This is a genomic window from Aeromonas rivuli, assembly GCF_000820045.1.
Taxonomy (GTDB): Bacteria; Pseudomonadota; Gammaproteobacteria; order Enterobacterales; family Aeromonadaceae; genus Aeromonas; species Aeromonas rivuli.
In genome coordinates this window covers 1-22,777 of record NZ_CDBJ01000063.1, presented here as the reverse complement: position 1 = coordinate 22,777, position 22,777 = coordinate 1, and the positions used below count along the sequence as shown (strand labels likewise).

Annotated in this window: 22 protein-coding genes; 10 read left to right on the top strand and 12 right to left on the bottom strand. The window is 61.2% G+C overall.

Going from position 1 to position 22,777, the window contains the following annotated elements; genetic code table 11:
* Positions 1-91 precede the first annotated feature (91 nt).
* Both BN1130_RS15100 and BN1130_RS15095 read left to right on the top strand, forming a co-directional pair.
* Positions 92-391 carry a helix-turn-helix domain-containing protein gene (locus tag BN1130_RS15100; protein ID WP_042042949.1) on the top strand — a complete coding sequence of 100 codons (300 nt, stop codon included), beginning with the start codon at positions 92-94 and terminating at the stop codon, positions 389-391.
* Positions 392-475: 84 nt separating this feature from the next.
* Positions 476-1,456, top strand: a complete 981-nt coding sequence (locus BN1130_RS15095) for a phage integrase (protein ID WP_042042948.1) — start codon at positions 476-478, stop codon at positions 1,454-1,456.
* Positions 1,457-1,690: 234 nt separating this feature from the next.
* Here the strand turns inward: BN1130_RS15095 and BN1130_RS15090 are convergent, their stop codons facing one another.
* On the bottom strand, positions 1,691-2,005 hold the full coding sequence (locus BN1130_RS15090; protein WP_042042947.1) for a hypothetical protein: 315 nt from the start codon (positions 2,003-2,005) through the stop codon (positions 1,691-1,693).
* A 424-nt stretch (positions 2,006-2,429) separates the two neighbouring features.
* Here BN1130_RS15090 and BN1130_RS15085 point away from each other — a divergent pair, with 424 nt between their 5' ends.
* On the top strand, positions 2,430-3,566 hold the full coding sequence (locus tag BN1130_RS15085; protein WP_042042946.1) for a M20 family metallopeptidase: 1,137 nt from the start codon (positions 2,430-2,432) through the stop codon (positions 3,564-3,566).
* A gap of 72 nt (positions 3,567-3,638) precedes the next feature.
* On the opposite strand, the gene BN1130_RS15080 is transcribed toward BN1130_RS15085, so the two are convergent.
* Positions 3,639-4,982, bottom strand: a complete 1,344-nt coding sequence (locus BN1130_RS15080) for an anaerobic C4-dicarboxylate transporter (RefSeq protein ID WP_042042945.1) — start codon at positions 4,980-4,982, stop codon at positions 3,639-3,641.
* Positions 4,983-5,316: 334 nt separating this feature from the next.
* A complete protein-coding gene (gene asnS / locus BN1130_RS15075) occupies positions 5,317-6,717 on the bottom strand; it encodes an asparagine--tRNA ligase (protein WP_042042944.1) in 1,401 nt (466 codons plus the stop codon).
* Between the two features lie 168 nt (positions 6,718-6,885).
* Here asnS and BN1130_RS15070 point away from each other — a divergent pair, with 168 nt between their 5' ends.
* Positions 6,886-7,230 carry a hypothetical protein gene (locus BN1130_RS15070; protein WP_042042943.1) on the top strand — a complete coding sequence of 115 codons (345 nt, stop codon included), beginning with the start codon at positions 6,886-6,888 and terminating at the stop codon, positions 7,228-7,230.
* On the opposite strand, the gene BN1130_RS15065 is transcribed toward BN1130_RS15070, so the two are convergent.
* Positions 7,218-8,108 (bottom strand): HAMP domain-containing protein, encoded by an 891-nt coding sequence (locus BN1130_RS15065; protein ID WP_042042942.1) that lies wholly within the window; start codon positions 8,106-8,108, stop codon positions 7,218-7,220. The two genes, BN1130_RS15070 and BN1130_RS15065, sit on opposite strands and share 13 nt — an antisense overlap.
* A 128-nt stretch (positions 8,109-8,236) precedes the next feature.
* Positions 8,237-9,511 (bottom strand): adenosylmethionine--8-amino-7-oxononanoate transaminase, encoded by a 1,275-nt coding sequence (bioA, locus tag BN1130_RS15060; protein WP_042042941.1) that lies wholly within the window; start codon positions 9,509-9,511, stop codon positions 8,237-8,239.
* 165 nt (positions 9,512-9,676) lie between these two features.
* Between bioA and bioB the strand changes: the two genes are divergently transcribed.
* The 5 genes from bioB to htpX all read left to right on the top strand — a co-directional run bounded on the left by bioB (position 9,677) and on the right by htpX (position 14,567).
* The gene (bioB, locus tag BN1130_RS15055) at positions 9,677-10,795 is read left to right on the top strand and encodes a biotin synthase BioB (RefSeq protein WP_232302008.1); all 1,119 of its coding nucleotides are present in this window, start codon (positions 9,677-9,679) and stop codon (positions 10,793-10,795) included.
* A gap of 109 nt (positions 10,796-10,904) precedes the next feature.
* Positions 10,905-12,062: an 8-amino-7-oxononanoate synthase gene (bioF, locus tag BN1130_RS15050; protein WP_042042940.1), complete on the top strand. Its 1,158-nt coding sequence runs from the start codon at positions 10,905-10,907 to the stop codon at positions 12,060-12,062.
* The gene (gene bioC, locus BN1130_RS15045; RefSeq protein ID WP_042042939.1) at positions 12,055-12,867 is read left to right on the top strand and encodes a malonyl-ACP O-methyltransferase BioC; all 813 of its coding nucleotides are present in this window, start codon (positions 12,055-12,057) and stop codon (positions 12,865-12,867) included. Before bioF ends, bioC begins: the two co-directional genes overlap by 8 nt.
* Before the next feature lie 42 nt (positions 12,868-12,909).
* Positions 12,910-13,587, top strand: coding sequence for a dethiobiotin synthase (gene bioD / locus BN1130_RS15040; protein ID WP_157014041.1), 678 nt, complete (start codon positions 12,910-12,912; stop codon positions 13,585-13,587).
* Between the two features lie 104 nt (positions 13,588-13,691).
* The gene (htpX, locus tag BN1130_RS15035; RefSeq protein WP_042042937.1) at positions 13,692-14,567 is read left to right on the top strand and encodes a protease HtpX; all 876 of its coding nucleotides are present in this window, start codon (positions 13,692-13,694) and stop codon (positions 14,565-14,567) included.
* 117 nt (positions 14,568-14,684) lie between these two features.
* On the opposite strand, the gene BN1130_RS15030 is transcribed toward htpX, so the two are convergent.
* From BN1130_RS15030 to BN1130_RS15000, 7 genes are all read right to left on the bottom strand, one after another.
* Positions 14,685-16,481, bottom strand: a complete 1,797-nt coding sequence (locus BN1130_RS15030) for an MOSC N-terminal beta barrel domain-containing protein (protein WP_042042936.1) — start codon at positions 16,479-16,481, stop codon at positions 14,685-14,687.
* Positions 16,482-16,655: 174 nt separating this feature from the next.
* Positions 16,656-16,874, bottom strand: a complete 219-nt coding sequence (locus BN1130_RS15025) for an HP1242/YdcH family protein (protein ID WP_042042935.1) — start codon at positions 16,872-16,874, stop codon at positions 16,656-16,658.
* 332 nt (positions 16,875-17,206) lie between these two features.
* Positions 17,207-17,800, bottom strand: coding sequence for a hypothetical protein (locus tag BN1130_RS15020; protein ID WP_042042934.1), 594 nt, complete (start codon positions 17,798-17,800; stop codon positions 17,207-17,209).
* An 11-nt stretch (positions 17,801-17,811) separates the two neighbouring features.
* The gene (locus BN1130_RS15015) at positions 17,812-19,158 is read right to left on the bottom strand and encodes an MATE family efflux transporter (protein WP_042042933.1); all 1,347 of its coding nucleotides are present in this window, start codon (positions 19,156-19,158) and stop codon (positions 17,812-17,814) included.
* Positions 19,159-19,294: 136 nt separating this feature from the next.
* Positions 19,295-21,118 (bottom strand): SulP family inorganic anion transporter, encoded by a 1,824-nt coding sequence (locus tag BN1130_RS15010; protein ID WP_042042950.1) that lies wholly within the window; start codon positions 21,116-21,118, stop codon positions 19,295-19,297.
* Positions 21,119-21,234: 116 nt separating this feature from the next.
* A complete protein-coding gene (locus tag BN1130_RS15005) occupies positions 21,235-21,831 on the bottom strand; it encodes a nucleotidyltransferase family protein (protein WP_042042932.1) in 597 nt (198 codons plus the stop codon).
* Positions 21,821-22,078 carry a GNAT family N-acetyltransferase gene (locus tag BN1130_RS15000; RefSeq protein WP_042042931.1) on the bottom strand — a complete coding sequence of 86 codons (258 nt, stop codon included), beginning with the start codon at positions 22,076-22,078 and terminating at the stop codon, positions 21,821-21,823. Before BN1130_RS15000 ends, BN1130_RS15005 begins: the two co-directional genes overlap by 11 nt.
* Before the next feature lie 135 nt (positions 22,079-22,213).
* Here BN1130_RS15000 and BN1130_RS14995 point away from each other — a divergent pair.
* On the top strand, positions 22,214-22,777 hold a 564-nt coding region (locus tag BN1130_RS14995; protein ID WP_042042930.1), incomplete at its 3' end, for a pyridoxal-phosphate dependent enzyme.

Here is a 22,777-nt window from a genome sequence, read left to right as displayed (position 1 = left end):
GAGCTTTCAGGGGCTTTAAAACATCGATCCGGAGTAACCTCTATAGAGGTTATCATTCCTCAATTGGGAAAATAACGCCCAAGGAGTAGTTGTGTCAATAGAAACGTCGGAGAAATTGAAGCTCATACGAGAATCAGAGAGGATGAACAGAAGGCAGTTTGCAGAACTGACGGGCATACCTTACGGAACTCTTTCAGGTTATGAGGCCGACGGGAAAGAGCCGGGATTTAATGCAATCCAGAAAATATTCAGCCAACCACGGTTCAGGAAATATCGAGATTGGTTCATGTTTGATGAAGTTTCACCCGAATCCGGCCAGATTGCGCCGGTTCTCGCACACTTTGGGCAAGGCGACAACGGGTTACCGCCCTCAGACCAGAAAACTGGTTAGTCCTACATCAACGTTTTATTGCCTACATAGAGGCTCAAAGCCTGAGCCAGCGGGCAGTAATATCTAGTATCGGAGAGCTTCGCTATGTCGATTAAGAAGCTCGATGATGGTCAATATCAAGTGGACGTAAGACCGACGGGTCGCAATGGAAAGCGGATCCGGCGTAAGTTTGACAAGAAGCATGAGGCAACCGCTTTTGAACGGCATGTGTTGGCAACGCAGCATGACAAGCCCTGGCAGTGCAAACCAACCGATGCTCGCACACTGACAGAACTCATCGAGATCTGGTGGGCGCACAAAGGGCAGCACCAAAGATGGGGGATAAAGGCGTTGAACACCCTTCAGCGGGCTGATCGCTATCTAGGAGAGCCGCGGGTTCACCAGCTCGACAACCATAGCCTGACCTTGCTGCGATCGCGCATGTTGGCAGCCGGTATAACTCCTAATAGTGTCAACCGCTTGGTTGTGGAGTTAAGCGGTATGTTTTCCTTCCTCATAGAGGGTGGTTTCTATCACGGCAACAACCCGGTGCAGGTGCTGAAAAAGCTGAAAGTGGCCCCCCGAGCCATGAGCTATCTGTCCCCGCCTGATGTCGAGCAACTGCTGGCCCGGTTGGAAGGGGATGATCGCGGGGTGGCGATATTTTGCCTAAGCACTGGGGCTCGCTGGCGTGAAGTTGTCGAGCTGCGGGCCGAGCACATCGTGAATTGCCGGGTTACCTTCGTGGCCACCAAGAACGGTAAGAGTCGCACTGTACCGATCAGTACAGAGGTGGAAAAAGAGTGGGTCGTGAATAGGCGCGGGTTGTTGTTCCCGTCGGCAAGCTATCTACAGGTGCGAGATACGCTCAAGGCAGTGAAACCGGATATGCCCAAAGGGCAAGCGGTGCATGTACTACGGCACACGTTCGCGACTCACTTTATGGCAAATGGCGGCAACATCTTGGTACTTCAGCGGATTCTGGGGCACGCCACTATTCAGCAGACCATGACCTATGCCCACTTTGCCCCTGACTATCTACAGGATGCAGTTCGGTTTAATCCGTTGAAAGGGAGCGGAGGTTAACTGCGTGGGAGTGTCCACATCAATGACCACACCCAACCATGTGAGAGGATGAATGAGAGCTCGTGAGAGCTATCATCTCTGGATCAAGGATTGTTGTTGAAAGCCAGTCACAGCAAGGCTTTGCACGGCAATCCTTGATTCTTAAGGGGGTGAGGGGGTGGGGAACGAAAGATGCTGACATGTAAAAAACGCGCCTCGGGGCGCGTCTTAAGCAAACTGGGGTGGGTCTGATCGTCAGGGGGCCACTGGCCACTGGTAATCAAATACCCGGGCCCGCTCCCAGGGGGCTTCCGGCAGGCCGGAGGTGAGGCCGGTGTACTTGCCGATGTCGTCCACCACTATGGCAGAGAGCACCGGCAACTGATGCTCGGTGCAATACATGCGAATGCGCTGCAGCAAGGTGCGCAGTTCGTCCTGGCAGGTCTCCAGCCCGGCCATCTTGGCCAGTTTGGAGTAACGGATGGTTGAGCGTTCCTTTGCCGACTCGACGAGAATATCCCACAGCTTGTAGTCGCAGGTTGTCATGCTTGCGGTGGCCTGGTTTGTCATAGCTCTCTCCGGTGCGAAGTGGTCGCAGGGTGTCGATGCCGATAGTGGCAGCTTGAGCGCGCCGGATCTTGATCCAGCGCAAAAAGCGGGTTATTAGCCCCGCCTTGGCAGTTGGAGGCATTCTAAAGCTTTGCCTTTAGAATAAAAGACTGAATTTATCACTTGTTGTGGAGCTAATGATTGCATGGTGCCTCTGGTGTGCTGTTTTTTGATAGGGATCAATGGGCAGAGGCGAATGACCCTCTAGATTGCACAGTTCGAGAGACCCGTCGGCACTCTTGCCGTGACTCGCCAGGGCATCCAATGCTACTCGCTGATTGAGTCTCATATTGAACGGCGCTGCCGTTGACCCGAGTCTCAGCTCCGGGCGCGCTGCCCAGGAAATCCTGAATGAATGGGGCCTGACCCCGCGTAGGAGAAGCTAATGTCGTTCTCTCTGGATGAATATCTGGCCGAACTGGCCCCGCTCATCAATCTCGATTGTGGCACCCGCACCCCGGCCGGGGTGGCCAGGGTGGCCGAGCTCATGGCCGAGAAGTACCTCTCCCTTGGTTGGCAGGTGCAGCGTCATCAATTCGCCGCCGAGTGCGGCCCCTGTCTCGAGATCACCAATGCGCCAGGGGCCAGTCATTATGACGTGATGTTGGTGGGGCATATGGATACCGTCTTCCCCGAGGGCACCGCCGCCAGGCGGCCACTGCGCATCGAGGGGGAGCAGGGGTTTGGCCCCGGTGTGTCTGACATGAAGAGCGGCCTGCTATCGACCTTCCATGCCCTCAAGGGGTTAACCCCCGATCTGCTGGCCCGGCTCCGGATCCTGGTGTGCTGCAACAGCGACGAGGAGCTGGGCTCGCCCTGGTCGAAGGAGTGGCTGATTGACAAGGCTCGGCAATCGGGCTGCGTGCTGGTGGCCGAGGCCGCGCGCCCGGATGGCTCCCTCATCAGCGCCCGCAAGGGCAACGCCAAGTACCGGTTGCGCTTTCATGGCCGCGCCGCCCATGCAGGCTCGGCGCTGGCGCAAGGGGTGTCAGCCATCACCGAATTCGCCCGTTGGGCATTGGCCATCAACGAGCTGGTCAATTTCGAGACGGGCACGACCCTCAACGTCGGCACTGTGCAGGGCGGTACCGGGGTCAATGTGGTGCCGGACTTTGTCGAGGCCATGGTGGATCTGCGCTTCTGGAGCAACGAGGAGGCTGAGCTCATCGATCATCGTTTCGCCTTTATGGCCAACAACCCCTTCCTGGCCGGGAGTCGAGTCGAGGTGGAGAGGCTTGGCTTCAAGCCAGCCATGGTGCCGAATGAGGATTCAAGGGCCTTGATGGCACTGGTGGAGCGGGCGGGGGTGGCCGAGGAGATCACATTCAACTGGCTGGCGGCGGGTGGCGGCTCCGATGCCAACTTCACCGCGGCGGCCGGTGTGCCTTCGCTGGATGGTTTTGGCCCCATGGGAGGCGGTTTTCACTCCGAGGATGAGTTTTTGCAACTGGACAGCATAGGCCCGCGCATTCGTCTGCTACGTCGGGTATTGAGGGAGCTGGCCGAGAGCCGGCCAGCATAGCCTGAGGGAAGGAGAGCGTGCGGGGTGCGACAACGGGAGGCCAAGGCCTCCCGTTGTCATGGTGCATCGGGCTTAGAGCAGTATGCTGGTCAGCACGTAGCCGAGGGAGCAGGAGGTTGCCACCCCGATCAGACCCGGAATGATGAAGCTGTGGTTGATGATGAATTTGCCGATGCGGGTGGTGCCGGAGCGGTCGAAACCGATACAGGCCAGATCGCTCGGGTAGGTTGGCAGCACGAAGTAGCCGTAGCTGGCGGGCAGGAAGGCGATCAGCAGCTTGGGTTCGACCCCCAGCGCCAACCCCATGGGGGCGATGGCGGTCAGCGCGGCGGCCTGGCTGTTGACCAGCTTGGAGATGAGGAACAGCACCAGGGCATAGGTCCAGGGCTGGGCCTGTACCACGTGGGCCAGGGTCTCTTTGAGCAGCGGCATGTGGGCCTGGAAGAAGGTCTCGCTCATCCAGGCGACCCCGAACACCGAGAAGATGGCGACCATGCCCGCCTTGAACACGGCGCCATTGGCAATGTCTCCGGGTTTGACCTTGCAGCGCATCAAGATGATGGCGCCGGCGATCAGCATCATCATCTGGATCACCAGGTTCATGGAGAGGGGGCCGGTCTTGTCCTTGATGGTAAAGACTGGGCGCAGCCCTTCGTTGGCACCGAGCAAGACCACGGCGGCGATGGCGGCGAAGAAGATCCAGGTCGACCAGTAGGCCTCTTTCGGGAACTTGGTGTTGAGCAGGGTTTCACCGCTGCCATAGATGAATTCGCGCTGCTGCGGATCCTGGATCCTGGCCTGGAACTCTTCGTCCTGGTCCAGATCCTTGCCACGGTGCAGGCTCCACAGGGCGGCCATCATCACCCCGCTCAATGAGGAGGGGATGGCGATCATCAGGATGTCGAGCAGGCCATAGGCCTGACCTATGCCATGACCGGCCGCCAGGATGGAGACCATGGAGACCACGGCCACCGAGACCGGGGAGGCGCAGATCGCCATCTGGGAGGCAACGGAGGCGACCGCCATCGGCCGCTCGGGACGAATGTTCTTCTGCAGCGCTATATCATTGATGATGGGAAACATGGTGTAGACCACATGGCCGGTGCCGCACAGGAAGGTGAGGGTCCAGGTGGTGAGCGGTGCCAGCAGGGTGATGTATTGGGGGTGACGGCGCAGCAGCCGTTCGGCAACCTGCATCATCAGATTGAGACCACCGGCGGTCTGCAGGGTGGCGGCGCAGCCTATCACCGCCAGTATGGTCAGCATCACCTGCACCGGCGGTTCGCCCGGCACCAGGCCAAACACGAAGGTCAGCAGGAACAGACCGATACCACTGATGAGACCCAGTCCCATGCCTCCGAAACGGGTACCCAGCAGCAAGCAAGCGAGTACCACCAAAAACTCCATCAAGATCATTCCATTACCTCGTGTGATTGAACCCATGTCCGCCCTGGATCAGGGCCCGGATCATCTGTGGTGATTAGCCACTAAATGGTTGGCAAGCACTCTATCACCCCTAAAGAGGTAGTAATTTGAGGCAGCGCAATAACCTGCCCATTTCCGATTCAAGTGCATAAAAACGATGGATATGCCCTGAACAGAGGCGATTGGGGAATGACAGGCGGGGGAAGCGGGGGGATCTCTGCGAGGAGCAGGATGAGAGGCGGGGGTCGCCCCTGTCAGGAGAGCAGGAATAAAAAAGCCGACCCTGGGGTCGGCTCTTGCACGGTGCGAGTCTGGCTCGGCGCGATTAGAACTCGGCGGTGCGAGGGGTACGCGGGAAGGGGATGACGTCGCGCACGTTGCCCATGCCGGTCACATAGACCACCAGACGCTCGAAGCCGAGGCCGAAACCGGAGTGCGGCACTGTGCCGTAGCGGCGCAGGTCACGATACCACCAGTAATCTTCCTTGTTCAGACCCATCTCGGCCAGGCGGGCATCCAGCACGTCCAGACGCTCTTCACGCTGGGCACCGCCGATGATCTCGCCGATCCCCGGGGCCAGCACGTCCATGGCGGCGACGGTCTTGCCGTCGTCGTTGAGGCGCATGTAGAAGGCCTTGATGTCTTTCGGGTAGTTCTTCACCACCACCGGCGACTTGAAGTGCTCCTCGGCCAGGTAGCGCTCGTGCTCGGAGGAGAGATCGATGCCCCAGGAGACAGGGAACTCGAACTTCTTGCCGCAGTTCTTCAGCACTTCGATGGCGTCGGTGTAGTCAATCTGGGCGAAGTCGGAGGAGACGAAGCGTTCCAGTCGGTCAATCGCATCCTTGTCGACGTGCTGGGCGAAGAACTCCAGATCGTCACGGCGCTCACTCAGCACGGCGTTGAAGACATACTTGAGCATGGCTTCGGCCAGGGCGGCGTTATCGTCCAGGTTGGCGAAGGCAATCTCCGGCTCCACCATCCAGAACTCGGCCAGATGGCGGCTGGTGTTGGAGTTTTCGGCGCGGAAGGTCGGGCCGAAGGTGTAGACCTTGGAGAGGGCGCAGGCATAGGTTTCGACGTTGAGCTGGCCGGAGACGGTCAGGAAGGTCTCCTTGCCGAAGAAGTCCTTGTCGTAATCGACCTTGCCTTCGGGCGTGCGCGGCAGGTTCTCCAGATCCAGGGTAGAGACCCGGAACATTTCGCCCGCGCCTTCGGTGTCGGAGGCGGTGATGAGCGGGGCGGCAATCCACAGATAGCCCTCTTCGTGGAAGAAGCGGTGAATGGCCTGGGCCAGGCAGTTGCGCACCCGGGTCACGGCGCCGACCACGTTGGTGCGCGGGCGCAGGTGAGCCTGCTCGCGCAGGTACTCGATGCTGTGGCGCTTGGCGGACATGGGGTAGGTGTCCGGATCTTCGACCCAACCCACCACTTTGACGTCGGTGGCTTGCAGTTCGAAGGCCTGGCCGCTGCCCTGAGAGGCGGCAACGATGCCGGTCACTTCCACTGAGCAGGCGGTGGTCAGACGCAGCACTTCATTCTCATAATTGGCCAGGGTATTGGGGACGACGGCCTGAACCGGGTGAAAACCGGAACCATCGGAAATGGCCAAAAATGAGATCCCCGCCTTGGAATCGCGGCGGGTCCGGATCCACCCTTTCACTGTCTGGGTGGTGCCAACCGCATATTTACCGGTCAGCACATCTACTACGGATGCGTGCGTCATCGAAATATTGTCTCCAGCTTGTTCTTGCAGCGCTATGGGTCCGCTCGGGCACTGCTTGGCCCATGGTGGCAGACTGAGCCGTCAATCTTACCCGCGCAGGTTTGATAAACAAGCAAAAATGTCGGACTCTGAAGGGATTGAGGGCCAATCGGGCATAAGGAGCAGAATGTGGCGGAACGACGGCGGGGGCAGGACAGGCTGATCGTGTTGCTGCACTGGCTGGCCATCGTCTGCTGGGCCTGTGTCATGGTGCTGCTTACCCTGTATCACTATGCCCGCCCCGAGATAGCCTATGGCTTCTTGCGCTATGGCGGCATTGCCGTCAGGGAACATTGGGATCCGGCCTTGACCCCCTGGCTGGAATACAGCCTCTGGGGCTGCGTTGCCTTCACCCTGCTGGTGCTGACGCTGCAATACCGGCGCAGCCGCCGGGAGCAAGATGGGTATCAGCTCTCCCTGAGGGTCCTGCTGCTCATCCTCATCATCAGCTTGCTGCTGTTCTACTTCGGCTGACTCGGGCCAGAATGCCTGGTTCCAGGCTCATTGCCATCGGCGTTACCCTTATTTCTGCTCGGGGGCAGGGGCTCATGAGTGCTGGTCTGGCTTGCTGCGCAGTGGCGCTTGCCAAGCTGGCGCTCGACTCCGTCCAGCATCTGGTTATAGGCCAGAATGACGCGGCCAATCTCGTCTCCCTCATCCCCATCCAGTCGATGACCGAAATCGTGGCGATCGGTCGCCTCCTCGATGGCGCGGGTGAGCTGGTTGAGCGGGCGTACTATCCAGGTGCGGATCACCCAGAGGGTCAGCAAGAGCCCCAGGCCGAAGATGAGGGTCAGGCTGAGGGCCGAGGTGAGAATGTTCTGCTCGACCCGGGTAAAGAGGGTGTCGAGGGAGTAGTCGAAGCGCACCGCGCCAAGCACGGTGTTTTCCGCCACCTGATGGCAGCTGGTGCAGTCGGTGCCACGAAAATCGCGCTGGGCGAGCAGGGGGCGGGTCACCACTAACCGGCTGTGCTGGCCATTGTGCACCACTTCCATGCTGCCCTTGCCCGCCAACGCCAGGGTATCGAACTCGTCTCTGGCGCCCTCGTTGTCGAGCCCTGCGCCAAATTGTTTGCTGACCGCGTCGCCGCGCAATATGCGGGCATCTTCGACGTGGGCGTGGTTCAGGAACTTGTGACGCAGGGTTTCCCGTGCCGCCATCTTGTTGGTCAACATCAGCATGTTGAGGCCGTCGAAGTAGGCCTCTATCTGTTCGCGGCTCTGCTCTTTGATCATGGTCAGGATAAGGTCGCGCTCGCGCACCGCCTGATAGGCCGCGGAGAAGACCAGCACCATGGAGAAGATAAACAGCAGGAAGAAATTGAATTTGGCGGCAATGGAGAGGCGCATGAGAGCAGTACATCTGTTGCTAAAACCCGCCGCGCAGTCTACTCGTCCAGGCCGTGCGGGTCTGATGGTTCGCTCACATTCTGGCGAAAAAGCCCCTGCATTGCCATGCGAGGGCTATTTGTCGAGACTCAGTATTCGCCGCAGGCGATGGCTTCATGGATGGCATGGGTCAGCACTCTCAGCTCCTCGGGGGTGATGACGAAGGGGGGCATCAGGTAGATGAGCTTGCCAAACGGGCGGATCCAGGCACCTAGCTCGACGAACTTGCGCTGGATGCGCGCCACATCCACCCGCTCCTTCATCTCCACTACCCCGATGGCGCCGAGTACCCGCACGTCCGCCACCGCCGGGTTGAGGGTAAGCTGCACCAGCTCGGTGCACAGCTGATTCTCGATGGCGGTTACCCGTTCCTGCCACGGCGAGGCCAGCAGCAGATCGATGGAGGCGTTGGCCACCGCGCAGGCGAGCGGATTGCCCATAAAGGTGGGCCCATGCATAAAGACCCCGGCCTTGCCGTCACAGATGGTGCGGGCGACCTGCTCGGTGGTGAGGGTGGCCGACAGCGTCAGGTAGCCGCCGGTGAGCGCCTTGCCCAGACACAGGATGTCGGGGCTGATCCCCGCCCAGTCGCAGGCAAACAGCTGGCCGGTACGGCCAAAGCCGGTGGCAATCTCGTCGGCGATGAGCAGTATGCCGAACTCGTCACACAGGGCGCGTACCCACTGCAGATAGCGAGGGTGGTAGAAGCGCATGCCGCCTGCTCCCTGCACGATGGGCTCGAGGATGATGGCGGCTATCTCCTCGTGGCGATCGGCGACCAGCTCCGCCAGCTCGACCACGCAGCTCTCATCCCACTGGGCGTGGAAACGGCAATCGGGGGCCGGGGCGAACAGCTGCTCGGGCAGGAAGCCTTGATAGAGCTCGTGCATGCCGCCATCGGGATCGCAGACGCTCATGGCGCCAAAGGTATCGCCGTGATAACCACCGCGCAGGGAGACGAACCGGGATCGCGGGCTGCCCTTGCTGTGCCAGTACTGCTGGGCCATCTTGAGCGCGACTTCCACCGCCACTGAGCCCGAGTCGGCCAGAAAGACCCTGTCCAGCCCTTTTGGTGTGATCTCCACCAGTTTGCGGCACAGATTGATGGCGGGCTCATGGGTGAGGCCACCGAACATGACATGGGACATCTTGCCGAGCTGGGCGCTGGCTGCGGCATCGAGCGCTGGCACCTGGTAGCCGTGAATGCTGGCCCACCAGGAGCTCATGCCATCGATTAGCGCGCGGCCATCGCCGAGGGTCAGGGTCACCCCTTTGGCACTGGCTACTTCATAGCAGGGCAGGGGCTGAGTGAGGGAGGTATAGGGGTGCCAGATATGGTGCAGGTCGAACTCTTGATTGGTCAATTTATATCCAGTTGTAATCTTGTTTGATCTGGTCGGTGTTGACAGTCTACGCGCGCTCTTTACACTAGCCAACAATTTCAGCCACTTGCCACGCAGGGTGCCAGTGCCGCGGGCGCTAGTCTGTCAGGCGGGCAGAGGCATATCTATAAAAAACGGAAGCCATCCATGAGCGCTCTTGTCGATTCCCCCTCTCTTCACGTCACCCAGGCCAACCCGGCTCGCCAGGGCGCCGTTCGCCATGACTGGGCCCTGACCGAGGTTGAGGCCCTGTTTGCCCTGCCGTTCAACGATCTCTTGTTCCAGGCCCAGACGGTGCACCGTGCCCATTTCGATCCCAACGAGGTGCAGGTCAGCACCCTGCTCTCCATCAAGACCGGCGCCTGCCCGGAGGATTGCAAATATTGCCCCCAGAGCGCTCGCTATCACACCGGGCTCGAGACCGAGCGGCTGATGGAGGTGGAAAAAGTGCTGGAGCGGGCCCGGGAAGCCAGGGCCAATGGCTCGTCGCGTTTCTGCATGGGGGCCGCCTGGCGCAATCCCAAGGAGCGGGATATGCCCTACGTCTTGCGCATGGTCAAAGAGGTGCGAGAGCTGGGCATGGAGACCTGCATGACCCTCGGCATGTTGACTGCCGATCAGGCCGCGCGCCTGGGGGCGGCCGGTCTTGACTACTACAACCACAACCTAGACACCTCCCCCGAGTTCTACGGCGACATCATCACCACCCGCACCTACCAGGACCGACTCGATACCCTGGCCAATGTCCGTGGCGCCGGTATGAAGGTGTGCTCCGGCGGCATCGTCGGCATGGGCGAGCAGGGCAAGGACAGGGCCGGCCTCTTGATGGCGCTCGCCAATCTGCCCCGCCACCCCGAGAGCGTGCCCATCAACATGCTGGTCAAGGTGAAGGGCACCCCCATGGAAAATCAGCAGGATCTGGACCCCTTCGAGTTTGTACGCACCATAGCGGTGGCCCGCATCATGATGCCCGCCTCCCATGTACGCCTCTCCGCCGGGCGGGAGAAGATGAACGAACAGATGCAGGCCATGTGCTTCATGGCTGGCGCGAACTCGATTTTTTATGGTTGCAAGCTGCTCACCACGCCGAATCCGGATGAAAACAGTGACATGCAGCTGTTCAAGCGGCTCGGCATACGCCCGGCCCAGCGAGCTCAGAAACCGGACGGGGTACAGGAAGAGGAGCTGTTGGCCCGGGTGGCCAGCCAGCCTGTGGGCGGCGATCTCTTCTATGACGCCAGTCATCCCAAGGGAAACCGTGCATGAGGGGCAACGCGCATGAGCTCGGCCGCAACCTTGTGGGCCGATCTGAGTCCGATTCAAAGAGGCCGGTTCCCCATGGCACTTGCGCGCCAACGCCAGCAAGGAGCGGACAATGAATTCCCCCTTCGCCCTGGGGGAAGCCCTGGCCGCACGGGCGGGAGAGGGCTTGCTGCGTACCCGCCAGAGCGGTAACGGTGGCGCCGGTACCCGGCTGCAGGTGGCGGGGCGCGACTATCTCAACTTCTCCTCCAACGACTATCTCGGGCTGGCCGGTCATCCGGCCGTGGCCCTCGCCTTCAAGGAGGGACTGGATCGCTATGGGGCAGGATCCGGGGCATCGCCGCTGGTGACCGGCTACAGCCACGCCCATCAGGCGCTGGAAGAGCAGCTTGCCGACTGGTTGGGGCTGGAGGCGGTGTTGCTGTTCAACTGCGGCTTTTCTGCCAATCAGGCGGTGCTCAAGGCGCTGCTTGGCAAGGAGCACTTGCTCTGGCAGGACAGGCTCAATCACGCCTCCTTGCAGGAGGCGGGCAGCCTGCTGCCCTGTACCATGAAGCGCTTTGGTCACAATGACATGACTCAGCTCGCCGCCCAGCTCGAGCCAGGTCGGGGCCTCATCGTCTCGGAAGGGGTATTCAGCATGGATGGGGATCAGGGCCCCTGGTCCGAGCTCGCCCGCCTGGCCGAACAGAGCCGCAACTGGCTGATGATAGATGATGCCCATGGCCTGGGGGTCTTGGGCGCCGAGGGACGCGGTACCCTCAACGAGCAGGGGGTCGCGGCCCGACGAGTGCAGATACAGATGGGCACCTTTGGCAAGGCCCTCGGGGTGGCTGGCGCCTTTGTCGGCGGCAGTCGCGAGCTGGTGGACTATCTGGTCAACTTCGCGCGCCCCTATGTCTACAGCACCCATATGCCGGCGGCCCAGGCCCATGCGGTGCTGCGCGCCGTCGAGCTGGTGCGTGCGGGCAGCGAATCGCGGGAGCGGCTGCGCCAACTCATCGGCCGTTTTCGCGAGAGGGGTCGCCAACTGGGCTGGACCCTTGGCATGAGTGCGACCCCGATCCAGCCGCTGCTGGTGGGCACGAGCGAGGCTGCGACCCGGCTCTCGGCCCGCTTGCGCGAAGGGGGGCTCTGGGTGAGTGCCATCCGCCCGCCCACTGTGCCCGTGGGCGCGGCGCGGCTGCGCATCACCCTCTGCGCCGCCCACAGCGAGCAGCAGATAGATCGGCTGCTCGATACCCTGGGGGAGGCCAAGGCCCATGTTTGAGACGCACCAGGGCAACCTGGACCAGGCGTGCGAACCCTTCCAGCGGGTCGACAAGGGGGCGCTGGCCCGGCGTTTTGGCGCCGCCGCCGCCTCTTACGATGCCCATGCGTGCTTCCAGCAGGAGGTGGGGCAGGCCCTGCTGGTCAGGTTGCCTGAGGGGCACTGGACAGCAGGGCTGGATCTGGGCTGTGGCACAGGTTTCTTCCTGCCTGCCTTGCAACAGCGTTGCAGCCAGCTGTGCGGTTTGGATCTCTCCCCCGGCATGCTGGCCCAGGCCAGGCTGCGGACCAGCGATGCCCGTCTGCTGTGCGGCGATGCCGAGGCGCTGCCTCTGGCCGATGCCAGCCTTGACCTCATTTTTTCCAGCCTGGCGCTGCAGTGGTGCGAGCGACCAGAGCAGGCATTCAGTGAACTGAAACGGGTGCTCAGGCCTGGTGGCCAGATCCTCTTCTCGACCTTGCTGAGCGGCTCGCTCTGGCAGCTGGCCCAGGCCTGGCAGACGGTGGATGACCGCTCCCACGTCAATCGCTTCCTCGGCGAAAACCAGCTCAGAGCCGCCCTTGAAAATGCGGGTTTTCAGTCCCCAGATATAGAGGTGAGCCCCTGGCATCTGGGTTACGGCCAGGTGCTGGCACTGCTGCGCGATCTCAAGGGCATAGGAGCGAGTCAGGTCAACGAGGGGAGCGAGGGCGGATTGGGTGGTCGTGCCCGGCTCGCCCGGCTCATCGAGGCCTATGAAGCTTTTCGCCGCCCCGACAAGTTGCTCGAGGCCAGCTACAGCGTGGCACTGGTGCGGCTCGGTTGACGGGACCTACCTTCCTATTTTCACCCCATGTCAGGAGTGGTGATGACGACCTTTTTTATCACGGGTACTGATACCGATGTGGGCAAGACCCTGGTCAGTCGAGCCTTGTTGCAAGCTGCCAGTGCTCAGGGCCGATCCTGTGTCGGCTACAAACCCATCTCGGCAGGTTGTGAACCGACGCCACAAGGGCTGCGCAACAGGGATGCCTTGCAGTTGCAGCAGGCCGCCAGCCTGAGCCTGCCCTATGAGTGGGTCAATCCCTTCGCCTATGCGCCCCCCATAGCCCCGCACATAGCGGCGGCTCAGGTGGGGCAACCCATAGTGGAAGCCGAGCTCACGGCCGGATTGCGCCGGCTCGAAAATAACGGTGCCGAGCTGGTACTGGTGGAGGGGGCGGGGGGTTGGCATCTGCCGTTGAATGCGCAGCGGCTGCTCTCTGACTGGGTGAGCGATCTGCGTCTGCCCGTGGTGCTGGTGGTGGGCGCCAAGCTGGGCTGCCTCAACCATGCCCTGCTGACCCTGGCCGCCATCGAACAGGCGGGTCTGCTTCTGGCTGGCTGGGTGATGAATCGGCTGCCCTGTGGCATGAGTTGCTACGAAGAAAATCTGGCGACCCTGCGCCAACGTTTACCCGCGCCTCTGCTTGGCGAAATTCCGATATTGAGCGAGCCAGATAGCGCTAACGTGCAGGAATATCTCGATATTTCCCTGTTGCGCTGAGGGCAGCATTCAGGGAGCATTCATAGAAAACCACTAATATGTGTGACAGGGAGCACAGTACGGTCTACCGCACTGTGCCCAACTCATTCTCACAAGGAGTCTATATGAAGCGAATTATGCTATTCCTGGTGACCAACCTGGCCGTCATGCTGGTGCTGGGGGTGGTACTCAATATCCTGTTCTCGGTGCTTGGCATCAGCAAATCCAGTATCTCTGGCTTGCTGATCTTCTGTGCCGTGTTCGGTTTTGGGGGTTCCTTTATCTCTTTGCTGATGTCCAAGTGGATGGCCAAGCGCAGCTATGGCGTCCAGGTCATCGAACAGCCCCGTAACGAGACAGAGCACTGGCTGGTCAGTACCGTGGCTCGCCAGGCCCGCGAGGCGGGGATCAAGATGCCGGAAGTGGGCATCTATGAGTCCGCCGACATGAACGCCTTCGCCACCGGTGCTCGCCGGGATGACTCGCTGGTAGCTGTTTCGTCCGGTCTGCTCTACAGCATGAGCCGCGACGAGGCGGAAGCCGTGCTGGCCCACGAGGTGAGCCACGTGGCCAACGGCGACATGGTGACCCTGACCCTGATCCAGGGGGTGGTGAACACCTTCGTGATGTTCTTTGCCCGCATCGTGGCCGGAGTCATCAGCAACTTCTTCAGCTCCAATAACAGCGAGGAGAGCAGCAGCTCCGGTGGCTTCGCCTACATGATCACCGTGTTCGTGCTGGAGATGATTTTCGGTGTGCTGGCCTCCATGATCGTCATGTGGTTCAGCCGTCAGCGTGAGTTCCGCGCCGATGCCGGTGCCGCCAAACTGGCGGGTCGTGACAAGATGATAGCGGCGCTGCAGCGCCTCTCCCGTGGCGCCGAGCCGCAGATGGAGGGCACCATGATGGCCTTTGGCATCAACGGCAAGCGCTCGGTGAGTGAGTTCTTCATGAGCCACCCGCCCATCGAACAGCGTATCGCCGCCCTGCGTCAGGGGTGATCCCATACCATGTGAAACGGCTGCCTCGGCAGCCGTTTTTTTATGGGTTTTTTAATTGGCTGACCGATCACCCCAGTCTGGCCCGTCCTGGATGGATGGCCAGACCGGGGCCCGCAATCAGGCAATCTCTATGTCGGTCAGGGGAATGGCGCAGCAGGTCAGGATCTTGCCCTCGGCACGTTCGGCCTCGGTGAGCGCGGGGGCACTCGCCTGCTCAACCTCGCCAGCCACCAGGGTCTGCTTGCAGCTGCCACAGATCCCGGCCCGGCAGCTCCAGGGCAGCTCCAGTCCCTGCTTGCTGGCCTGATCGAGTATGCTGCCCTGATTGTTGCCAGCAAAGGACTTGCCGGCTATCTGCAGGGTCAATCCCTGATGAGGGCGCGCGCTGATGAGGGGCGCTCCACCGAAACTCTCCTGACGAATGCGGCTCACCCCGGCCCCTTGCAGCAGGGTGATGGCGTGTGCCATGAACCCTTGCGGGCCACAGAGCAAGACTTCCCGCTGGTGCAGGTGTTGCACCCGCGCGAGGTGGTCGGCCTCGAGTCGGCCATGCAGCCCCTGCCAGTGGCTATCGGCCTGGCTCAAAATAAGAGTAAGCTGCATGCCTTGGCGGGTCAGGGCGTGCAGCTCCTCGGGGGCGGGAATGTCAGCCTCGCTGCGGCACTGATGCATGAAATGCACGTCGCCGAGTTCACCGCGCAGGGCCAGGGTGCGGGCGATGGCGAGCATGGGCGTGATGCCTGAGCCGGCAGAGAGCAGCAGCAACTTGCGCTCAACGGCAAGCTGGAAATCACCGTCAGGATCCTTGGCCAGTATGCGATCGCCGACCTTGAGGTGGCGGTGCAGCCACTGGGAGAGCCGCCCGTCGGCCTGACGTTTGACGGCAATGGCGTAGCGACCCGGCGCATCCGGTGTGGAGCAGAGGGTGTAGCGACGCTGCACCCGTTCCCCCTTGATATCGACAAAGATGGGCAGATGTTGACCGGCCTGGTAGTCGGCCAGGGGTTCGCCATCCTCGGCCTCGAACCAGAAGCTCTCCAGATCCCGGGCCAGTGACTCGCGTGCCACGCAGACTAACGCGCGTTTCCTGGGCGCGCCGTTGCCGTAGACCTGGGGCCGCACCCGCTCCAGGACCTCTATCTCGCTGCCAGCCTCTATCCATCCCTCATTGAGGGCGACCAGGTTCTGGCCGAAATAGACGTCGCTATCCTCGCCGCGGCGGTAGCGGCTGAGGGTCGCGAGCGGTTCTTTGAGCGCGTTGAAGCGGCTGGTTCCGGGCTCGACCGTGGTCATGATGCAGCGGCTGCATGGCTTGGCGACCAGAAATTCCACCTCGCCGATACGAATGCGGCGCCAGCCATCTTCCTCGAAGGGACGCAGACCACTGGCCACCAGATTGGTGCGAAACTGACTCATCTGATGCAGGGCATCGGATCTCAGGTTGAGATCCTCAAGGGAAGCCTGACCTATCAGCAGCAGGGGATAACCATCGGCGAAGCTGACCCGGGTGCCGGTTTTTTCACGAAAACGGGCAGACTGATCGCCTAGCCAGAGCAGGAATACCGACTCTCCCGCCACCCGGCTCAGCCAGTGATCCGCTCGCTCATGGGTACGTAGCGCGGTGAAGTTGTCGCCCCAGACCCCGGTGGATTGAGGGGTGAGCAGGAAATCCTGTTCCAGCAGCGTGAGCAGCTCCTGGCCCGGGTAGCGCAGTTGCAAGCCGCCCTCGACGGGGCTGGCGACCACTTGCTGCAACTGGGGGTGGGTGCGGGCCGTGATGAAGGTGCCGTCCGGCTTGACCACCATGTAACGCCGGTCGCCATCCAGTCCCTCCTCGCCAACTCGGGCCCGGCTCAGGGCCATGCCAGCGGTGGATTTGATGGGATAGAGATGAATACTGTCCAGACGGGGCATGGTGCTCTCCTTGAGCGTGGCAGGGCGAGGGCACAAGATAGCGGTTTGCCCCCTAAAGCTCAATCGAGGCACAGTCGGCGCCACGGGTCAGGCAGACGAAAAACCCGGCCTATGGGCCGGGTTGAGTGGATAAATTGCTTATCCGTGCTATCACGCGATCAATTTTCTAGGCATTCAATGAGACTGATGTTGTTTGAGGATGTCGTATATCTCCTCTTTGAGTTTAAGTTTCTGTTTTTTCAGATCTCTCAACTCAGGACTGAAGTCGCTGGCATGATGCTTTTCCAGTTTTCTGATGGTCCCGTCCAGCTCGTTGTGTAAGGCAAACTTCTCGTGGAAATGGTCATCACTGCTCTTCAGTTGCGAGATAAGGTCTCTGTACTCTGGGAACATGTAATGTCGCCTCCTTGTTGCGCTTGGGTGTGCCGACACCATTAAAACTACACCCCGGAGTGCGAGATAGATGTGATCGAGATCGCAGTTATGAGCTCTCTTTTTGCCCTTGTCATCACGACGTCACAAGGGACTGACGCAGGCTGGCGTCATCGCGCAGCACGGATGTGTTCGCCGAACACCCGGGAGCGCCACAGACAAGGCAGGGGAAGCGTGGCAATAAAGGGGGCAGGGGGAGGGGATGCTCATAGAAGAGGTGCACAAGGGGACGGAAGGCGTGAACAAAGGGGCCCATAGGCCCCTTTGTTCATATTGCGAATAGCCGTGCGGGGCTATTCCTTCTTCTTTTTGCTCTTCTCGGGCAGCGCCTTGCCATCCCGGGCGATGACCTTGCCCGCTTCAAAACCAATCTGGGCCGCCAGCTCCTCGAGATCTCCGGCCTTGGCTTCGCTGCCGATGGCATAGCGATAGTTGGCGATGGTGATCTTCTCGGCCACAGGGGTGCCCGGGACTATGGGTTCACGCCAGCCTTGTCCTATGTGCGCCACCAGGGTGCCATTCATGATGAGCTCGCCGACTATCTCCTGGCTGGGTTGACCCTTGCCGAAGGTCAGCCCCTGGGGATGCTTCTTGCCAACCAGAGGGGCGTCACTTGCCGGGAGCAGCTTGGTGCGGATCAACCACTTGGGATCCTGGGTCTTGCCGAGGGCCTTGCCGGTCTGATACTCGTTGATCTTGATGGTCTTTATCATCTGGGCGGTGAACGCTTTGGTCAGCGCCTTCTGAGCCTCGTTTGCTGCATCTATGACGATGGGCGCCACATACCAGGTTTGGGGCGCTGGTGCCTTGGGGGCCGTGGCGGCAGTTTGCGCCAGGGCCAGAGGGCTGAGCAGCAGAGTAGCCAACAAGAGTCCGATTTTCTTCATTCTGATCCCGCTTATGTTTCAACTAGGAGTTTGTTTTGCCAGCGACGACTGCGCCAGCGCCAGAACATGGCCAGTCCACGCACCCATTCATCACAGGCGAGTGCCAGCCAGATGCCGACCAGTCCATAGCCTTGCATGATACCAAGGTAATAGGAAAGGGGAACGGCGATGCCCCACATGGACAGCAGTGCCATGTAGAGCGGGAAACGGGCATCTCCGGTGGCGCGCAGGGCGTTGATCACCACCAGATTGAAGGTGCGGCCAGGTTCGAGGATGAGGCTGATTAAAAATAGCTGGGCCACCATGTCGATGATGTCGCCATCGGCCGTGAACAGGCTGATGATCTGCCGTCCGCTGATGGCCACGGCAATGGCGATCAGGGTGGTGACGATCAACCCCAGCTTGAGGCTGTGCAGCAGCTGGGCGTAAGCCTGCTCGAAGCGGCGTGCGCCGGCCAGGTGACCGATGATGATCTCGTTGCCAAGGCCGATGGAGAGGCCAAACAGCAGAATGAACAGGCAGATCTGGAAGAAGTAGGACTGGGTCGCCAGCGCCTTGTCACCGAGCAGGCCGACAAACGCCGTCACCACCATGAACTGCAGCATCCAGGAGAGGTTCTCCCCCGCCGCCGGCAGGCCGATATGCAGCACCTTGCGCAACATGGGGCGGCTGGGTTTGAGGATTTCGGGCAGCCGCAGCCGTATCCCCGTCTTGCGAGCCACCAGCCAGACCAGCACCACCACACCCACCAGGCGGCCCACGACGGTGCTGATGGCGACCCCGGCGACCCCGAGCTGAGGCAGACCAAACCAGCCATAGAGCAGCAGCAAGTTGCCGACGAAGGTGATGAGGTTGACTATCAGGGTCACATACATGGCCTGACGGGTATGGCCGTGGGCGCGCAGGGTCGATGCCAGACAGAGGGCCGCGGCCTCGGGCAGCAGGCACAGGCCGATGATCTGCAGGTAGAGCAGGGCATCCCCCATCAGGTGATCCGGCAGGTTCATCAAGGCCAGCATGGGCGCCGCCCCCAGCATGACCCCCACGGCGGCGACCAACCCGACCAACAAGTTGAAGCCGATGGCGGTGTGGATGACGATCCGTGCCTTCTCCCGGTCGCCGGCGCCCAGATACTGGGTGATCACCACGCTGGTGCCGATGCTGACGAAGCTGAACAGGGTGATGGCCAGATCGAATACCTGATTGCCGACCGCCAGCGCCGCCACGCCCTGGTAGGAGACGTGGCCCACCATGAAGGTGTTGAGGGCCCCGGTCAGGAAGTGCAGGGCGAGATCGATAAACAGCGGCCAGGTCAGCGCGAACAGCGTGCCCGGTCCGGCTTGGGATTGAGTGTGCATGGGGAGTCCAAATACTGGGGATGGCCCTCGTCAGTGCCATCTGGACGGGCATTTAACACCAAGAGTCAGCGGGGTGCAATCTTGCACTGAGCATGCGCGCCAGACCCTCCCTTCATCGGGAAGGCCTGGCGTCGGTTCAGGCTTGGGTGGTCGTCGCCTCTTGCTCGCAGGGGAGGGTGAGCCGCGCCGAGTCTGGCAGCGCATCATCTTTGGGCCACTGGGAGAGGATAGCGTCGGTGGTGCTCTCCACCACCTCGTCATCCTTGAACAGAGGCTCGCGGTAACAACGGGTCATGCGCAGCGCCTGATACATGTCGGGGCAGAGGATAATGCCTTCGTCGCCGACCCGGATCCCGGCCTGACGGAACCAGTGACTGAGCTGGCCGTGGCGGCCTGCCATCACCATATGGATACCACGGCGCTTCAACTCGCGGTGCAGCTCCCCCACCATGCTCATCACGCTGATGTCCTGATGGGTAAAGCAGGCAACGGCGTCCACCACCAGACACTGGGGACTATGGGGATCTTGCACCAGCAGCGCCAGCACCCGCCGTTTGAAGTAAGGGGCATTGAAGTAGGTGAGCGGCGAGTTGAAGCGGTAGACCAGTACCCCCGGGATCGCCTTGGCCTGCTCGTTGTCGCCCAGGGTGCGCACTACCCCCTCATCGTCCATGCCGAGCAGTTGATCCGTCGGACGCATCACGTTGCGCAGGAATTGGAACAACCCCAGCAGCACCGCCAGGGTGATGCCGGGGATGACCCCCATGGTGAGCACGCTGATGAAGGTGATCAGCGCCAGCCAGAAAGCGGCGCGGTCGGAATCTTTCAGCGCCCACAACCCCTTGAGATCGAGCAGGGAGAGTGATGCCATTACCAGCACCACCCCGAGGGCGGCGGTGGGGATGTATTGCAGCGGTGAGGTGAGGTAGAAGGCAATAAAGCCGATGATGATGGCGGCGATGATGGAGACCAGCTGGCTCTTGCCACCGTTGGCATCGTTGACCGCGGTGCGCGAGTCGGCGCCGCTGATGGCAAACCCCTGGGAGACGGCGGAGGCCAGATTGGCCATGCCCAGTGCCCTGAACTCCTTGTCCGCATCAATCTCATAGCCATTCTTGGCGGCAAAGCTGCGGGCGGTGAGCATCATGGAGACGAAGCTCACCATGGCAAGGTTCAACGCCGGCAATACCAGCTCACGGAGCAGTCCGGGGGGAAACTCCGGCATCTGGAAGGCGGGCAGGCCCGAGCCAATGGTACCGAGGGTATCAATCCCGAACTGCCCCAGATGACCGACCCACACCAGAGCGGCCGTGACCACCATGGCCACCATGGAGGAGGGCCATCCCGGTCGATAGCGTTTGCTGACCAGCAGTATGAGCAGGGTAAAGAGGCTCATGGCCAGGGTGGGCAGATGGGTTCGCGCCAGATAGTTGGTGCCGCTCATGATCCGCTCGATGAGGTAGCGCTCGTCGAAGGTGAAACCCAGGATCTTGGAGAGCTGGCCCACCATGATGGTGATGGCGACCCCGTTGAGCAGCCCCATCAAGATTGGCCGGGAGAGAAAATCGGCAAATACCCCCAGTTTGAAGCGGCTGGCGAGCAGGCACCAGAAGCCCGTCATGGCGGTCATCGTCATGACCAGCTGCCAATGACGGGTCGCATCGCCTGCGGCAAGGGGGGTGACCACGGCGGCGATGACGGCGCAGGTGGCGGCATCGGGACCGACAATGAGCTGGCGTGAGGTGCCAAACAGGGCATAAACCATCATTGGCAATATGCAGGAGTAGAGGCCGACGATGGCACCGACCCCGGTCAGCTCGGCATAGGCGATGGCCACAGGGAGGGCGACGGCGGCCACCGAGAAACCGGCCCGCATGTCGGGCAGCAACCAGGCCCGCTGGTATTGCAACAAGGCAACCAGTCCCGGCAGCCAGCGCTCGAGAGAGAAGAAATCGCGCATCATGAAACCCGTATTATAAAAGCCACTGTATATCAGTCACTTTAGTTAAGTTGTTGTGCCAAAGTGGCTTTTTTACTGAGTGTGGCCCCTTGCCCGCAGCCCGTCTCATCCTGATGCTACTGCGGTGCCGGGATCTGGAGCAGAGGCCAGAGTCGTTGCCACCCCTTGTTGGCGACCCGTTCATCAAACACAGACCGGGGTTGCCGACAACGGGGGTTGAGCAGGACCTCAAGGGACCAGCAGGATGCCAGGCCAAAGGGGGCCAGCCAGAGCAGCTGACCATCTGGCAGCAGACGAACCCCGACACAGGTGGGCAGCTCGACCCAGTGCCCCAGAGCCTGCTCGCTGCTGTCAAAGGGGGCCACATGCTGACGCTGGTGCATGCGGGCCTGATTGCGTACCTGCCAGCGACCGGCCAGACGGGCGCTCAGCCAGGCTTCGTGGGCCGACTCTCGCGTCCCCTCCATATCCTGTGGGTCCAGATAGACAAGATCCAGATCGTTGAGCGGGGTTGGTTCGGCCTTGTGGTGGAGATGATCCCAGATGAGGTTGCGTACGAAGCCGGCCCCCAGCGCCCAGTCGGGCAGGGCCAGATCCCGCGCGGCCATCAGGCAGGCCATGCGATAGGGGTCGGCGCGCAGCAGCGCCTCGGTTTGCAGCCGCAAGCCGGACTCGAAAGAGGGCTCTGCTTGAGCCGCAGGCTCAACCGCCATGGCGCCGCAACCAGGTCTCGATATAGCTGCAGCTTGGGACTATCTCGAGACCTTGGGCCTGGCACCAGTCGAACAGGGCCCGCGCCAGCTTGTCTGCCAGCCCCTGGCCACGCAGCTCGCCGGGCACGAAGGTGCTGTAGGCATCGACCTGATGCTGGTCGAGCAACCGGTAGCGCAGGCGGGCCTCATGGCCGTCAACCACGCAGAGGAAGGCTTGCTGCTGTTGATCATGAATGATGTCTGTCATGGGGACTCCTGTTCTTGCTATGGCCAGCCTGGCCGCACGGCGCTTTGCCGGGGAGGCGAGCTCGCTTACACTGCTCCCCTCATGATGCCACGTTAGCCGCGCCAACTCATCCGCGCATTTGCACAGGAAGCCACCATGGCCTTTGCCACCCTAGACGATTTGATAGGCGACACCCCGCTGGTGCGTCTGCAGCGCATCAATCCCCACCAGGGCGTCACCATCTTGGTCAAACTGGAGGGCAACAACCCGGCCGGTTCGGTCAAGGACAGGCCTGCGCTGAGCCTCATCCGCGCCGCCGAAGCGAGCGGTCGCTTACGGCCCGGCGCCAGGCTGATCGAGGCCACCTCGGGCAATACCGGCATCGCCCTGGCCATGGTGGCGGCCACCAGGGGCTACCGGATGCGGCTCATCATGCCAAGCAACATGAGCCAGGAGCGTCGTGCCGCCATGCAGGCCTATGGCGCCGAGTTGGTGTTGGTCGACAACGGCATGGAGGGGGCGCGGGATCTGGCGTTGGCCATGGCGGCCAGGGGGGAGGGGGTGGTGCTGGATCAGTTCAACAATCCTGCCAACCCGCAGGCTCACTATCAGAGCACGGGCCCTGAAATCTGGCGTCAGAGTGGCGAAGCCATCACTCACTTCGTCTCTGCCATGGGCACTACCGGCACCATCATGGGGGTCTCCCGTTACCTCAAGGAG